The sequence below is a fragment of the Dyadobacter sp. HNCC25DJ185 genome, assembly GCF_056895195.1.
Map to the genome: position 1 here is coordinate 142,794 of NZ_JBXHAR010000001.1, position 15,946 is coordinate 158,739.

At 51.9% G+C, this 15,946-nt stretch carries 13 protein-coding genes; 2 read left to right on the top strand and 11 right to left on the bottom strand.

Annotation, left to right across the window (positions count from 1 at the left end; all coding sequences use genetic code 11):
- Nucleotides 1-11: 11 nt before the first annotated feature.
- From AC1XUF_RS00710 to AC1XUF_RS00745, 8 genes are all read right to left on the bottom strand, one after another.
- Nucleotides 12-725, bottom strand: coding sequence for a hypothetical protein (locus AC1XUF_RS00710; RefSeq protein ID WP_483339634.1), 714 nt, complete (start codon nucleotides 723-725; stop codon nucleotides 12-14).
- A gap of 129 nt (nucleotides 726-854) precedes the next feature.
- Nucleotides 855-1,172 carry a hypothetical protein gene (locus AC1XUF_RS00715; protein WP_483339635.1) on the bottom strand — a complete coding sequence of 106 codons (318 nt, stop codon included), beginning with the start codon at nucleotides 1,170-1,172 and terminating at the stop codon, nucleotides 855-857.
- Between the two features lie 24 nt (nucleotides 1,173-1,196).
- Complete coding sequence (locus AC1XUF_RS00720) at nucleotides 1,197-3,695, bottom strand: hypothetical protein (protein WP_483339636.1); 2,499 nt, start codon at nucleotides 3,693-3,695, stop codon at nucleotides 1,197-1,199.
- A gap of 34 nt (nucleotides 3,696-3,729) precedes the next feature.
- Complete coding sequence (locus tag AC1XUF_RS00725; RefSeq protein WP_483339637.1) at nucleotides 3,730-5,436, bottom strand: RagB/SusD family nutrient uptake outer membrane protein; 1,707 nt, start codon at nucleotides 5,434-5,436, stop codon at nucleotides 3,730-3,732.
- A 9-nt stretch (nucleotides 5,437-5,445) separates the two neighbouring features.
- Nucleotides 5,446-8,907, bottom strand: a complete 3,462-nt coding sequence (locus AC1XUF_RS00730; protein WP_483339639.1) for a TonB-dependent receptor — start codon at nucleotides 8,905-8,907, stop codon at nucleotides 5,446-5,448.
- Between the two features lie 184 nt (nucleotides 8,908-9,091).
- A complete protein-coding gene (locus AC1XUF_RS00735; RefSeq protein WP_483339640.1) occupies nucleotides 9,092-10,213 on the bottom strand; it encodes a FecR family protein in 1,122 nt (373 codons plus the stop codon).
- Between the two features lie 80 nt (nucleotides 10,214-10,293).
- Nucleotides 10,294-10,851, bottom strand: coding sequence for an RNA polymerase sigma factor (locus AC1XUF_RS00740; protein ID WP_483339641.1), 558 nt, complete (start codon nucleotides 10,849-10,851; stop codon nucleotides 10,294-10,296).
- 299 nt (nucleotides 10,852-11,150) lie between these two features.
- A complete protein-coding gene (locus AC1XUF_RS00745) occupies nucleotides 11,151-11,531 on the bottom strand; it encodes a winged helix-turn-helix transcriptional regulator (RefSeq protein WP_483339642.1) in 381 nt (126 codons plus the stop codon).
- A gap of 136 nt (nucleotides 11,532-11,667) precedes the next feature.
- On the opposite strand from AC1XUF_RS00745, the gene AC1XUF_RS00750 reads away from it, so the two are divergent.
- Nucleotides 11,668-12,465: an SDR family NAD(P)-dependent oxidoreductase gene (locus AC1XUF_RS00750; RefSeq protein ID WP_483339643.1), complete on the top strand. Its 798-nt coding sequence runs from the start codon at nucleotides 11,668-11,670 to the stop codon at nucleotides 12,463-12,465.
- A gap of 142 nt (nucleotides 12,466-12,607) precedes the next feature.
- On the opposite strand, the gene AC1XUF_RS00755 is transcribed toward AC1XUF_RS00750, so the two are convergent.
- From AC1XUF_RS00755 to AC1XUF_RS00765, 3 genes are all read right to left on the bottom strand, one after another.
- The gene (locus AC1XUF_RS00755; RefSeq protein ID WP_483339644.1) at nucleotides 12,608-13,390 is read right to left on the bottom strand and encodes a helix-turn-helix domain-containing protein; all 783 of its coding nucleotides are present in this window, start codon (nucleotides 13,388-13,390) and stop codon (nucleotides 12,608-12,610) included.
- A gap of 17 nt (nucleotides 13,391-13,407) precedes the next feature.
- Nucleotides 13,408-14,448, bottom strand: a complete 1,041-nt coding sequence (locus AC1XUF_RS00760) for an SDR family oxidoreductase (RefSeq protein WP_483339645.1) — start codon at nucleotides 14,446-14,448, stop codon at nucleotides 13,408-13,410.
- 126 nt (nucleotides 14,449-14,574) lie between these two features.
- Nucleotides 14,575-14,832, bottom strand: a complete 258-nt coding sequence (locus tag AC1XUF_RS00765; protein ID WP_483339647.1) for a hypothetical protein — start codon at nucleotides 14,830-14,832, stop codon at nucleotides 14,575-14,577.
- Nucleotides 14,833-14,965: 133 nt separating this feature from the next.
- Between AC1XUF_RS00765 and AC1XUF_RS00770 the strand changes: the two genes are divergently transcribed.
- On the top strand, nucleotides 14,966-15,916 hold the full coding sequence (locus tag AC1XUF_RS00770) for a DUF2268 domain-containing putative Zn-dependent protease (protein WP_483339648.1): 951 nt from the start codon (nucleotides 14,966-14,968) through the stop codon (nucleotides 15,914-15,916).
- The last annotated feature ends 30 nt before the right edge of the window (nucleotides 15,917-15,946 follow it).

The window sequence follows — 15,946 nt, forward strand, 5'->3', positions numbered from 1 at the left end:
GGTACTATCAATTATTTTACCAGATACTGCTGACCGTTGACGGTGATCGTATTGCATCGGACGATCTTATAATCTTCCAGCTGGACTTCTCCCTGCGCTTTGCTCTTCTGAATGCCTGAGTAGGAGATTGTACTGCCTTTTGCGGTCAGATTTCCCAGCTGCGATCCAATGTGCGGCGGGAAGCGGAGCAAGGTTTTATTGTCTGTGAAAATGCCGGTAACAATTCCTTCCTGGTTGGTTTGCAGCGCGCTGACCTTACCTGAGCCGGTTAGTGCATTTTCCTGCGGAGCGGCGGTCGGTATGGCAGGAGAGGTCTCTGTCCATGTTTTATCTCCAGCCGTCAGGTTTACCATTTTCAGCTCCCTTGTGCCGGAAGGAGTATTTTCCATAACTCCGGAAACTGAAATCTGTGATCCTGTTTTCGCCGCAGGCATGATCTGCGAACCCATGTGTGCCGGAAATTTTACCAGTAAACTGTCACTTCCGGTGAGCAGGTAGAATCCGTCGAATGTAAAATCATCGTTCGCCTTTAATTTGACAACTTTCCCCTGAATGGTCGTGACCGGCCGCAGACCTTGTTCACGTGGAGCAGCAGGGCCGCCAAAAGGAGGCCGCGGGCCCGGGCCTGGAATACCTGCTGCCAAAGGTGCTGGTTGCTGGGCAAATACATTTGCACTGAATGTCAATGCCGTCGTGATCACAACAGCTAATGCTAATTTTTTCATAATTTGTTAATAGTTTGATCCGTGTTTGAATGGATCAAAACTATCGCTGCCAGATAAGGCATGTATGAAGGAGAAATTAATTTTTCCTTATCCCGGATTTCACCGGCAGCAAAAATTACAGACTGATAATTACAGAAGGGAAATCACTGGCTTACCGAAACCTTGAAGCCAGTGACCCGACATAAAACCCATCGTGGGTTTTAAATTAAAGTAATACCGTGATATAGCTGATTCTCCAATCGGAACGCGTGCCTTCCTTCTGTCCATTTGCAGGACCGACCCGTATTCCGCCATTATTTCTTCCTGGCGTATTCCCCGGTGCCCTACTTTACCGGGCATGGAGTCGGCAATGTGGCTGGCGGCATCGATGCCATGCGTGTTCTCTTCTGCAATGGGATAACCTCGGCAACATTTCCGTAAATATTCATACCGGTTTGAGTAAGGCATATGCTACAATGTTTCGAACCAGGATCAAAGCCCTGCCATTTTTAATACCTCCGCATGGCCCATGGATTTAAACTCAAATTTCAAAACCGGCGATTGGCTATCGGAAAAATTGCTTTTAACACTGATTTCATTTGCCCCCTGGCGCCATATCGGCAATTTTACGCCACCCAGCTCCTTGATCGTCTTCCAGTTACGGTCGCAAAGTAAGATCTTCGTTCCGTCGCACACCACTTTGCTTCCCGCTTTCAGCGGCTCCGTGAGCTCGACCGTCTCCTGGTTGATTTCTATGGAAATTTGCGATGCTTCCGCGGTTGTATTGCCTTCTACGGCCTCAGCGGTCATGTAAAAACGTGCAGGTTGGGCCGCGTAGTCGTTTTTGAAAGTGAAGCGGCTGATGATCGGCTCGCCCGTCTGCACTTGCCGGTATTTGTGTTCAAATGTGCCCGACAACGTCAACGGTATCAGGTCCCAGGTTTTATCGGAGGTTTTCTGGAGATGGAATTCATTGAGCGGACTTTTCATGCGCTCTTTCTGCTCCTTGCTGAAAACGCCTGCCTTGCGCGCTTTCTGCCACTCCCTGATTGCCTCGAACAATGCGTCTTTATACCCGTTGCTTTCTATCGATTCGTCTACCCGCAATAAGTATCCGGCATCAAAGCCGGTGCTCCGGGCCTGGATCCACTCTATTTCTTCCGGGCGGTAGGTTTCTTCCAGCTTGAACCAGCCGAGCATACCTGGCATCAGGTTTCTTTCGAAATATCGCTGGTTTTCAATGCGATAGTTAACCTGACTTTTTCGCAACGCGCTGTACCAGGGTTCTCCCCAGTTCATAAATGTATACACATGCCAATAGTAATGGGACGTGTTGGAACCGCAGGTCATGCGGTAACGGTCGAGGTTTTTATACCAAAGGTCGATAAACTTGTTTTCCGCAAATGTGCCGTGGCCTGTCGCGTCCAGCGCCTCGAAACCGTCGAAATCCATCAGGTCGATGCCGGTTTCATTGCTGACCTGCGCCAGGCGTTTCGCGTATTGGTCTTGCAGGTAGATATCCGGCAGGAAGCCGCCGTATCCGTTGTTCATCAGCTTGTCCACCACCTCGCCGGCCTTGTGCGCTGCTATTTGTGTCTTAAACTGCCCCCTTACGCAGCCAGTCAGTTGCCAGGGGCCTGTTCCTGAGACACTTTTGTAAGCGATGAGCTCCTTTCCGATCTTAATGGTGCGGGTAGACGCAGGGTTTTGAAAAAAAGCGGCGTCTTTGATCACGATCACATCGTCATTTTCGCTCACGTCTGCAGCCAATACGGTACTACCCGCTTTTTGCAGGCTATCGCTCGGAACCGGTGTTACATACGAATCATTGGTGCCTGTAAAAGTTGTGAGCGTGTGGATCCCGATGGAGATGCCATCCTTCCTGGCTTTGTCGGTAAAGGCTTTGATGGCTCCGGCACCGTGAAAGCGATCCGTATCGAGCCCGAAATGGCCCCAGCTTTTGAAAACATCCCCCATGTGTACGAGCTTAAAATTCAGCTGTTTGGCGTATTCGAGGCTTTGTTCTGCGTTCTTGCCCTCATACAACATGTAGGGGTCGGCTGTTCGGGGCGATTTTTTTACCCATACACCGTCGAGCATGGGATGCGGCAATCCCTCTCCTAATTCGATCTTTTCGATCAGGTTAAGTGTTTCGGGCTCGGGACAGCCGAAGACTGCGATCGCCGAGCCGGATAAGTCGGAGTCCAAAGGCTTTATTTCCTGCAATATTCCGCCCGACCGGACCGTCCTGGGTATGCGGCGGTCGCGCGCATAAAAACGCAGCTCGCTGCCGTAGTCTTTCTTCACTGCGGCAGTGCCACGATAGAGTCTGACATAGTCGGGCATGTCGCCATCCTTATTGACATCCGTTGTCACCGGCTTTCCAGCCATATCTTTCAGGTCATCCGGGAGCTTCTGCCCGGGCAAGGGATCAAAGAACGAGCCGCCTCCCGCGTTATCGCCGTCGTCGGGGATCCCTTCAATGGTATTGATCTTAAGACTTTGAATACCTATCGCAAATTGATCGTCGCGTACGATACCTACCGTTTCGCCGATCAGCTTGCCGATCGCAACCGGGTACGGCCCCCAGACCGCAGCTTCCACACCGTTACGGGGGGAGAGAGAGACCAGCTCAAATCGCAGGTACGGGCCTTTGGTTTCCAGTTTCAATGTAGCTACCTGGCCACCTTCGAACCGTAATGCGGCTGTTTTCTTTTTGCTGTCGAAAGCCATAGACACAGGCTTCATGTAGTCGCCGTTTTTATACAACGAAAGCAAGGGGCCGGCCTGTCCGGCCGGGACGTACTCCTTACCGGTTCTTTTGTCTTTTATGCTGGCGACAGTCCCGCTTTTCTCAATTCTAAATTCGATGTAGGTGGTAGTCAGCGTGGTTTGGGCTGCCAGGCGGACCGAAAGCGACAGCATGGCAGCCACCGACCAGATTTTGAAAACTGGTCGGTGGGCCACATTGCTGAAAAGAAAGCGTTTCATTATAGATTATAAAGGGTTTAGGAATATTCAAATATCAATGCAAAGTCGGGTCGAAGGTGCCGCCCCAGTCCTTATTCTGTTGCAGGCTTGGGTTCTTTTCTATCTCTCCCTGTGAAATCGGGAAAAAATAGTAGCTGTCGGGTGTGACCATATTTTTGGGCCCGTTAATGATCAGCTCGCTTACGGTGTAAGTGAAGTCCGACGGCAGGAAAGTCCTGGTGTGGTCTGTTGGGTCGAGGCCCGGCTTCAGTTGAGCGAGAAGGCCATGTTTGGCCTTTCCGTTGATCTGGCCCAGTCTCCGTGCGCGTCTCAAGTCCCAGAACCGCTTTCCTTCAAATGTAAATTCAAGATATCTTTCGTTATAAATGGCATCACGGAGCTGATCCCTGGTCATGCCTGTGTCGAGTCCATACATCCCGTCGGTTCCTGCTTCGATTTTGGCACGCTGGCGGATCTGTTTCAACACCGCAAGAGCTTCATCAGGATGGCCGGTTTCATTGGCGGCTTCGGCGAAATTGAGCAATACTTCCGAGAAACGGATTTCCACCCAATCTACCGCATTAAGATCGACCTGGGCCTGTGACAGCGAGTTGTCGACGCCTTTTCTGGTGTAAAAACCCGATCTTGTGAAGGTCTGTCCTACGCCGAAACCGTCGTCGATCGCGCCCACTTTGAGGTCGGTATACTGGCGGTGGTCGGCGCTTACGCCCAGCGGAAAGATCGAGCCGTTATAAGCGATCGTCGCGTCGAAACGGGGGTCGCGGTTTTCCCAGAATGTTTGCAGATCGTAGGCGTATCTCGATTTTCCAGCGGGCTTTCCGTCTTTCATGGGATACGCTTGTACCAGTTCCCAGATCGGATTGTCGCCGCCCGTGCAGTTTTTGGACTGGGACAATGGACGTACACAGCTCTCGCTCCGCCCGTTGACTTTACCGGGGTTCTGAAAAATGATGGTCATGACATTTTCCTTGTTGCCCTCGCTGAACCAAAGGTTTCCATAATCCTCGAACAGGCCGAAACCAAGACTTTCGAGTGTCGTCTTGGCGAGCTTATTGGCGTCGTAAGCCTGCTGCCAGTATGCATTGTTGTAAGGGTCGGTGGGATTGAATTGCGGACTGGCTTTATACAGCAGTACCCTTCCTTTGAACGCCAGTGCAGCTGCCTTGTCCAGTCGCCCGTAGTCGGCACCTGTATAATGGTCGGGCAGGGAGGCTATGGCGTTGTCCAGGTCGCTGATGATAAAATCGAAACATTCGGAAGTGGAGCTGCGCGCTACATTCAGCGTGTCGGTGAGCAATTGGGCCCTGGTAATGATAGGCACTCCGCCGTGGTAAACCACCGCCTTGAAATAATGAAAGGCGCGAAGGAAATAAGCCTGTCCTTTGATCGCCGCTTTTTCGGATTCGGAAAGACTCCCGCCGTCGATTTCGTTGAGCAGGATATTGAGCTTCCTCACTACGGTATAGGGCCAGTACTTAAAATTTTCGTTGGAAGTCGTCACATAATCCTGGGTGATGAGCCCAAGGCTTTCGTCGGCCCAGTCTCCCTGATTGAGCGGCCAGGCGGGCAGGGAAGCGTAAGTATCGATCAGATATGCATTCGCGAGCTTGGAATCGTACCAGACGTCTTCCGGGTTGTAAGCCGCGGGATTCTCCATGTTGAGCAGCGAATCATTTTTACAGCCTTGCGAAATGAGCGTCAGGCCGAGGGTAAGGTAAGTCGCGTATAGGAACTTTTTCATAAGGGCTGGTTAGAAAGTAATGTTTAAGCCTGCGGAAAACGTCTTCATTACCGGATACGAATCCAGTGTCTGCTGCTCGGGGTCCATGACCTTGATCGGGGAAAGCACAAACAGGTTGGCGCCGTTGACATACAATTTGCAGGACTGGATTTTGAGCGGTGTCAGCCAGCTTTTGGGCAATGAGTAGCCGAGGTTGAGATTACGGAGGCGCATATAGGCCCCGTTTTTCACCCAGAAACTGGAAGCGGCCGGCCCAAATTCCTCGGACCACTGGCCTGCCCTCGGATAGGGGGCGTTGGGATTGGATGGCGTCCAGTGATTGGTCCAGAGTTCGAAGTAGGGGCGGTCGCCTGTCTGGAACACGCCTCCGCCGTTGATGGTGCTGATCATGCGGTCGTAGGCGCCCACACCCTGAAAAAGGGCGCTGAGTGAAATGCCCTTCCATTCGCCGGTGAGGGTAATCCCATAATTGATGCGGGGTATCGCATTGTCGGAAAGGTAAACCTGGTCGTATTCTGTGATCTTGCCGTCGGGGGTATTGCTGTTCCAGTCGGTGCCGCGAATGTCCTTGTACAAGATCGTTCCCAGCATTGGTGCGCGACCGAATTGCGTAAAATTGTCGGGGAGCGCGTCGAGCGTCGCCTGGTCGCGGATGATACCGAGCGACTGGTAGCCGAACAGCCGGTTCTGTGGCTGACCGATGGTGCTGCGCCACGGCGCAAGGCCCGCGGCTTCGTCCTGGTAGACGATCTTGTCTTTGGCAAACCCCATATTCGCTCCCACCGAGTATTTGAAATCGCCCACGCGATTGTTGTAGTTCAATGAAGCCTCAAAACCTCTTACATCGATCTTCGCATAGTTCTCGCTGCTCAGCTCCGCACCATAGGTACCCGGGACCGCCCGCTCGCGGCTCCTCAGGATGTCATACGTGTGGCGGTAGAAATAGTCGAATTCCCCGCTGATCTTTCCGTTGAAGAGGGCGAAGTCGAGACCTCCGTTGTAGGTGGCCGATTTTTCCCAGGTAATGTTTGGATTGGGAGGTGTGCCGGCGGTGATCCCATTATAGACGGTGTTTCCGATCACATAAGAATTGCCGGAAGTATAATTGTTCTGAAACTGGTAAGGATTTACGTTATCATTCCCCAGCAAGCCCATCGACCCTCTCACTTTCAGGAACGATATGGCGGGTATATTAAAGAATCGCTCGTTGGACATGACCCACCCCAGCGAACCGGAAGGAAAAAATCCCCAGCGCTTGTCCTCAGGAAATATATACGAGCCGTCGTAGCGGAATGAAAACTCGGCGATATACTTGTCGCTGTACTCGTAATGGAGCCTTCCGACATAAGAAGCGCGCGACGCCTGGTATTCTTTTCCGTCAAAGCTTCGCTTGGTAGGGTCGGTCGAGGCATTGAAAATCTGGTCTACCGAAGTGGTCAGCAAATCCTGTGCGGAGCCTGATAATACATTGCCCTGAGAACGCTGCTGCTCATATACTGCCAGCCCTGTAAAATGGTGTTTCCCGAAAAAATGGTCGTAGTTGATAAACCAGTCGAGTTGGTACGAATGCTCGAAGGTCGCGGATTCGGCAATCTTTTCGTAGGAGCTGGACAGGTTATGCACGTTCACCTGGCTGGGGTCTACCGGCCCGGGAAGGTATTTGTTGGTGGTAGAGGCTGGTTGGAACTTATAGCTTTTGTTGAAAAGGATAAGGTCTTTCGAATTCCGGTCGCCCGCATTATAGTTGTATTGAAAACTGGTGCTCAGGCCCTCTACAAACGGAATTTTGAGATCGAATTTCCCGATGGCGTTCAGCGTCCGGTAAGTGAGCCTGCGGTAACCGCCATTCTCTACCAGCTCCACCGGGTTCCAGCCGCCGTTGGTGACGGGCAGGCCGTTCCGGGTATCTGTGGTCGGATTGCCGGCGGCGTCTACGAAAAAAGGATACAGACGGGTCCAATTGAATGTGGCACGGTAAAAATCAGCAACGGTATAGGATTCCGCATCGTCGTAAGGCCAGTAAAAGCGGTTCGACTGGCGCTGGTTGCCGCTGATATTCATGCTCAGGTTCATGTAGTCGTTTATTTTCGCGCTTACATTAGACCGAAAGTTGTACCTGCCGAAATCGGTGTTTTTGAAGGAACCAGTTGCTTTATTATAGCCTGCCAGCATGTAATAGGTGATCGCATCCCCGCCTCCGTTCACGCTGAAATCGTGTTGCTGCGAACCGGGGTTCTGCCAGATATAATCCATGATATTGTAGCTCTTGTCCTTGAAATAATCAAAGATCTCGGGCGTGACCGGCTTGGGATTGTTGAATGTCTCGGCCTGGTCGTTGATGTACTCCAATTCCTGGGTGGCTGTGTAGCTTTGCACCGGCCGTGTCGTTCTTTGGGTAGAAAAAGAATTGGAGTAACTGAAAACCGGCTTATGTGCCTTTCCTGATTTGGTTTTGATCAGTACCACCCCGTTGGCACCCCTCGCCCCATAAATGGAAGCGGTCGCCGCGTCTTTCAGAACACTTACGCTTTCAACCTCGTTTGGGTCGAGGACGTCGAACTGCGCTTTCGGCTGGATGATACCGTCGATGACGAACAATGGTTCGGTACCATTGAACGTCCCCAGCCCACGGATCTGGATGGAAGACGGCGCCCCTACAAAACCGGAGTTGTTGACGATCGTCGCGCCCGGGATACGTCCCGCCAGCGAGTTGGACAAGGCGGAAGAGGGGATTTCGGAAATTGCCTCACCCTGCACCGTAGACACCGCGCCCGTGAGGCTGGCTTTGGTCTGTGTGCCATAACCCACCACTACGAGCTCTTTCAGGGAATGGGCGTCGGGGGCCAGGGCAATGTCGATCTGCGTCTGAGCGCCAACGATCACCTCCTGCGACACGTAACCCACAAAAGAAAAGATCAGTACGGCATCCTTCGCCTCAAACGACAGGCTGAAATTTCCATAACTGTCGGTGGTGGTACCCTGGGTTGTTCCTTTGAGCACCACGCTAACCCCGGGCAGGGCCTGCGCCTGCTCGTCGGTGATCTTACCCCGCACCTCTTGCAGGACCAGGGCTTTCACCGGGAGCGCCTCCCGGATGACCGCGCCCTGATCTGGGCGTTCGGCTTTTTTCAGGATGATCTGCCGCCCGGCTGGCTCATAGGAGATCTGAAGAGGCCTGAGCAGGCGGTCCAGCGCTTCGCCGAGTGGTACGTTGCTGACGGAGAGGGAGACGGTGCGTCCAGACTGGATCACCTGCGGACTATACGAAAAGCGCACGTCCGCAGCCTTCTCCATGTCTTTCAGCACAGATTTCACCTTTTTATCCACGGCCTCGATGCTCACCCGGCGGCTGAGCAGCTCTTGTGCCGAGAGGTCATTGGCCCAGGAAATGCCTGCAAAAATGCAGCAAATGCAGGCTTGTACCAACGAAATCTTCATACATCGCAATAGTAAAGTTCTCGCTTGTTTCATAAATTTGATTGTTTTGAACGTTTAGGAATAATTGGGCAAAACGATTCCTCTCAGCCGTAGGAAGCTGTCAGAGAGGACTGAAACCGGCCAACGATGCTTGCTCCATCGTTGGCTTTTCATTTAAAACTGGCGGGGGAATGTAGTTATGTAACCATAGGGTAAGGGTTTAGGAATATTTAAAGGGTTAAGGTGTCGTGCATCCCTGCGAATCGACGATGATTTTTGCCTCCACAATGTCGTAGGTCGCATTGATCGACTTGCATATGATGTCCATCTTTTCGATGAGGGATTCTTCGGTAAGGGAAGCGCTGAGCTGGCAGTGCGCCAGGGCCTGCTCGTTGAATACGATCTCGACGCCGTACGCAGCGGACATTTCTTCAAAAACCTTGGCCACGGGTGTTTCTTCATACACAAATAAGTGGTTCCCTTTCGGTTGCGTCAGAACGGCTGGCTTTTCTACAAGTTCCTTGCTGAACTGCTTTTCCGACCGGCTGAACACGACCTGCTGGTTGGGCAGGAGCAGTACGCCGCCACTTTCGGTATGCACAGCCGTGTCGCTGGTTTTCTGTCTGTTACGGTAGACCGTCACTTTCCCGCTGGTCACCTTCACGATCACATCCGCATCCTTTTCGAAAGCCTTTATTTCGAAGCGTGTTCCCAAGACACGGGTCACAATCTCGTTGGCGTATACCAGGAACGGACGCGAAGGATCTTTTACCACGTCAAAAAATGCCTTGCCGGAGAGGAATACGGTACGGTCGCTTTTCCCAAAGTCGGCCGGATAGCTGATACGGCTACCCGGAGAAAGCAGGATTTGCGAGCTGTCGGGAAGATAGTAGGCCTGATCTGCGGACGATCTGTTGGTTTGCTCGGTGAACGGCACTTGCGACTTGCTGGTTTGCTGATCGTAGGCAGAGTACCCCCCCTGACCGTTTTTCCATAGATAAACGAAAGCAACCAGCATGATGCTGATGGCAGCTGCCGCGAGGGTGGTTGCAAAATATCGGCTTCTGAAAGGATGAAGTTTTACGATTTCGGGCTGGAAGTGATTGGTTAGCCTGATCCTCTCCAGCAGAGCTGCCTCGGCCTCTTCCGTCAGGAAGTTTCGAGAATAGGCGGTAAGCCCTTCCATGACAGCCGCCACAAGTAGTCTTGCATTTTCCCAGTTCTCAAGTTGCTGGGGGTTTTCTGCAAGCCATTGTGCCCACTGCTGCTCCGATTCGGGTGTCGGGCCCAGATAGTGCCGGAGAAATGCCCCGTCGCTCGCGAAGTCCGTTACCGTATAGTGCCGATAATTATTTTCCACTGAATAAACGCTATGTTTTCAGTAGATTACAAAAGGGCGCCCGGCATACTCACCTTACCCCAAGGTATTTTAAAAAAAATTTAAAAAACCATCCAGGACCTTAACTTTTCCATGGCCCGGAACACCAGGTTCTGGGCCGACTGACGATTCACGCGCATCACTTCGCCTATTTCCTGGTAATCCAGATCTTCGGTAAATCGCAGCCTCAGAGCTTCCTGCTGCCGGTGCGGCAGCTGGCTGATCAGCCTTTGCATGAGGTCGCGCTGTCCTGTGGCTTCTTCCTTCTGGGTTAAAATTTCTTCGGCCGAAGGTTCCATCCAGAAATTCTCAAAATCGGCCTGATCCAGCGGCTGGTGCGGGTGTTCGTTCCGGCTCAATGCGTGGATGATCCTGTTTTTTAGTGATTTAAGAAGGTAATATCTGACATTGTCGGGAACCGCAAGCTTGTTCCTTCTTGCCCATATTTCGGCGAAGACATCGTGGATACAATCGAGTACAAATGCCTCCGACACAGGCACTAAGCTCATTCCATAGCGATACATGGCTTTAATATGCAGCGAATAAATCTTTTCGTAGGCCGTTTCATCGTCCAGTTGAAAGGATTCCCAAAGCGATCGGTCGGTTTCGATTGGGTTCATTTTAAAGTGGGTTTCTTCAAATTAAGTCAAAAATTCTGACAGCGCGCACCCGTCTTATCCTAATATTTCTTTCAAACCCGGCGTGCTCCGCACTACAGCCCGTGCAGATGCATACTTCCTCAGGATGTGTGTGGACCGGCCTACCTGGGACAATACAAGGCCGATTGCCGGGGACAGCGATCCAGCTCAAAACACGGGAAACTGATTACAGAAATGGACAAAAGACAACTCATCCCTCGTGGTAATGGGCAATGTTTGCCGGTGCGTTGAATCCCGGGAGGTTTCTAAAAAGTATGTCGTCAAGCAACCGCCTTTTCGAACTTTTCCCGAGAGGCTTTGATCTCCGGCATATGGGCATTCGCCCAGTCGTACAGGTGCATCAATGGTACTACCAGGCTTTCACCGAGAGGTGTCAGTGCATACTCTACTTTAGGCGGGATCTGGGGGTACATTTTCCGCGTCAGCAATCCGTCAGCTTCCAGCGTTTTGAGGGTTACCGTCAGCATCTTTTGGGAAATGCCGTCAATCAGCTGGTGCAGTTCATTAAAGCGCAGCGTGCCATGATCGGACAGCATAATGACCGTTAGCATCGACCACTTGTCGCCCACCCGGTTTAACACATCTTTTACCGGGCAGTTGTCGCGGTTATTTTCGCATTTTCTTACAATTTCTTTTTTCATATCAAGCTGATTTTCAACATTTGTTACCTGCGCGTAAGTGTCTGACTTTTAGGTTCCTTCTTGTTTTTCGATCGCTGGTCGCCTAGTTTTGACTTACTAAAAGTAAGTTAATTAACAAAAGTAATAAAAGAAAACAATGGATTTACAACTGAAAGGGAAAAGGGCCTTGGTTACCGGGTCCAGCGCTGGTTTGGGTGAGGCAACTGTGCGCTTACTGGCGTCCGAAGGTGCTGAGGTAATCGTGCACGGACGCAATGAGGAACGTACTGCCACGGTTGCAGAAAGTATCAACCAGGCAGGAGGGAAAGCTATTTATGTATTGGGCGACTTGTCTACTGACGAAGGGGCTGACGCAGTAGCAGAAGGTGCTTTGGCAGGCGGTCCGGTAGCTATATTGGTTAATAACGCCGGTGCCTACCAGCCAAAGCCCTGGCTGCAGGTAAGTGTGGGCGAGTGGCGGGATAGCTACAACGTGAATGTGCTGGCTTACGTGCGGATGATCCACCGTTTACTCCCGGCCATGAAAACGCTCGGCTGGGGACGAATGATCCAGATCGGCTCTTCGGGCGGGATCGAGCCATTTGCGCTACAGCCGGATTATTTGGCAGCCACAGCTGCGCGCCATAATTTGACGGTTTCGCTTGCACGGGAACTCAAGGGTACAAGCATTACATCCAATACGGTCGCACCCGGACCTATGCTGGTGGAAAACACGCGCCGGATGCTGCTGGGGATGTCCGCGCAGTTCGGCTGGGGTGACGATTGGGCCGCTATCGAACACAATGCAGTCGAACAATTTGTACAGAATGATGTAGGCCGTTTTGGGAGACCAGAGGAAGTTGCCGCTGCAGTGGCATTCCTTGCTAGTCCCTTAGCCGACTATGTTACCGGTGCGCTACTGCGTGTCGATGGAGGTCATACCAGGTCAGTCTGACCTCTTAGACGTATGATCATGCACGGTAACATACGGAACATCATCAGCCGGGCGCTTAGCGGGATCATCCTGCTGAGCGCCCGGCGGCTCCGGCGAACCGCGAGATCGGCAGACGCAAGTCAGTAACGGTTCGGATGGCCTTTTACCTTTTGCTTGGATTGTAGCCGAAATACTTTTTGAAGGCGAAGGAAAAATGGGAAAGATCCTCGAAACCGGTGTCCAGATAAACATCGGAAGGTTTTCGTTTCTGCTCGAAGATCTGGTAATGGGCAAGCTCCAGCCGTTTCTGCGTCAACCACCTGCCAGGCGTGTCCTGAAAAACCCGCTTGAAATCCTTTTTGAAAGTGGTCAGGCTCCGGCCGGTCAGGTACCCGAATTTTTCCAGCGGCAGGTTGAACATATAGTTCTGCTCCATGAAATCCGCCAGGTCCAGTTTGCCGGGTTCATCGAAATGCCCGAGCAGCCCATCCACATCGGGGTCGATCGCACGAAGGATACGGACAGCTTCTTCGATCTTGAAGGCGGCAATGTCCTCGGGCAGGGCGTCTGCCAACTCAAAATAGGGCTGCAATGAGGCGAAGAGGCTTTTCAACAAGGGATGCGACCCGAATTTTTTAAGCCCGTGGCCATGTTGCGCCTTGAATCGGTCTACGTTGGCTGTATAAAAGTGCTGCAGCCTTTCCCTGCGGAACAGCACGGATACCGCGATGCAGGGCTGACCGTTCAAAGGGAGCTTGCTCATCCTGCCCAGCTGGTTGCGCGGCAGCAGTATGGTATCTCCTGCAAAGAAATGGTAGCTGTGTTGCGCGGTGACCACCCGCATTTCGCCGGAAACGACATGCACAAGGGCTGGCTGCGGCAGTACCAGTTCCCGGCTGTAATGGGCTTCTTTCTTGCAGGCAATAAATACTTCGGCTACTTCCATGGTACAAATTAATGTGATCAATCAAGCAGTTGCAAGCCGATCAGACTTTCAGCCGAGGCAACGATCGCTTCTTCGGCAGAGCGGGGCGACCAGCCTAAAAGGCTGATCGCCTTGGCGCTGGTCACGTTCATCACCCTGCCCAGCAGCGGCACCATCGACCTCACCATCGGGTCTTTCAGTGCCGCAATGCGCAGCAGGATATTGGGCAACTCCCTGGCCTTTACCTGATCGGCAGCAGTGCCCAGGTTCTCTTTCAAGATTCTCGCCACGGCTACCAGCCAGATGCTCTCGCCCGCAGTGGCGATAAAACGTTCGCCATTCGCAGCCGGATCTTCCATTGCCCGGAGGTGCAGGTCGGCTACATCACGCACATCTACAAAACCCGAGTTTATCCTGGGGCAGCCCGGCATCTTGCCGTTGAGCAGGTTTTTGATCAGGTACAGCGAATGGGAATAGTCTGGCCCCAATGCGGGGCCCGTCACGGTTACCGGGTTGATGGCGGCAAGTTCCAGTCCGTTCCCTTCTTCACTGATAAACGCCCAGGCCGCTTTTTCTGCCAGGGTTTTTGATTTTTGGTAGGCCGGGGCATTCGCCGTATCGGTCCATGTCGTTTCGTCAAAGGGGGCCTTTTGGTTGGGATGGCCGTAAACTATCGCGCCGATAGCCGAGGTTAGCACCACGCGTTTGACACCGGCGTCCCTGGCGGCACGCAACACCCGCAGCACGCCTTCCCGCGCCGGCACGATCATCTCATCCTCGTGTTTGAAATCCAATTTCGGCGTAGGCGAAGCCACGTGCATGACGTAGGTGCAGCCGCTCATCACTTCAGGCCAATTCTGATCCGAGGACAGGTCAGCTTGTACAAACGTAATCCCGTCAGCAGCTTTGATGCCGCCTTCTTTCAGCATGGATCGTACCCCGGCTTCGCGGTCCGGGGAGCGCAGAGTAGCCCTTACCCGGTAGCCCGCATTTAATAACTGAATGATGCAATGCACGGCGATGAAGCCGGAGCCGCCGGTAACCAGCACTAATTTTTCGTTGTTTGAATTGATGTTCATCTTCTTTTGATTTGATGGGCCAAAATTCGCTCCGGAACAACGAACCGGTTTTGTTTAAAAGGCGCAATGTACTTTGTTCAAAAGGCGCGGTCGCTGTTCCCGGGTGGACGACACTTTCCCGATTGGTTATTTTTGATTTTCCATGTGCATGGCAGCAAGGGCGACAGACAGGCGGCTCCGGCGACAACTGGCTATCGGACTTTTTTGTATCAATGACGCCACCACGGCAGGCAGCATGCTGAGAGGCGTTCTCCGCCGTGCCTTCCTTTCGTCCGGTGCTTCCACTACTTGCTTGCCCGACCCCGCACGGTCTTTCAAAGCAAAGTCACAAACAGAAGTGGGGAAGTCATCCTTGGGAGATTGAGTAGGGTATACGGTCGGCATGAATATCCGGTGCAGTTCTGCTGACTTCTTGCGGAAGGGAATTGACTAAATTGTAGGGCGGTGTGATCCGATACCATGCAACGTTAGAGCTGGAATACGCATCATGGGTAAGCTACAAATCGGACTTATTCAAATGCGGCAAATTCTCATCCTGCTTTCTTTTTTTGTGCTGAACAATTGTTGTATCGGCCAATCCGTGCCCATACATACTGGTGACATTCAGAATTTCTGGCATGCCTATGACATGGTCAAGGCGGAAAAAGATGAACAAAAACAGGAACTGATTATTCAAAATGCCTATCTCGATAAAGCTAGCCCTGGTTTAAAAGCTTTTATTAGCCTCCGCGGCTGGACCTCCGCGCGATTTCGCGAAAGTATTGCGAAGTATAAAGACTTTTGGGAAACAGTGCGTCCCAAGACAGAAGCGATCCGGGAGCAACTTCCGTTGATCGAAGATTTGTACAGCGCTTACAAGAAGTTGTACAGCGACTTTGTCCCGCCTGAAATTTATTTTGTCATGGGCTTTATCGAAACGGGCGGCACTACTACGCAAAGCCAGATTCTGATAGGCGCGGAAATTGCATCCGCGGACAGTTCTGTGAAAGCTTCCGGCTTAAACCCCATGGTGCAAAGGTTCATGCATACCAATCAAGGTGTTTTTGCAATTGTTGCCCATGAGTTAACCCATACGCAGCAAAGGGGCGGGGATCTGGAAAATAGGCGGAATTCTAATTTACTGGGTTTTTGCCTGGCGGAGGGCAGTTGTGATTTTATCGCCGAGCTGCTTACCAATACCCCCATCGATCGCCCTTACATGGTTTCGGGGCGACGGCGCGAACAAGCGTTATGGAGTAAATTCAAGCCCGTAATGCATGATAAAAAGTTTTCCGACTGGCTTTACAACAGTTCCTTCAAAGAAAGCGACGATGCAGACTTAGGATATTATGTGGGCTATGCCATTTGCAAGGCCTATTATGAACAGGCACAGGATAAAGCAGAAGCGATCCGTAATATCATATCGCTGGATTTTGAAAATATGAAAAGTCTGGATTTATTTTTACTTGATTCACGATATAATCCTTGACAGGACTTCCCATACCGCAAAACTTCTCCA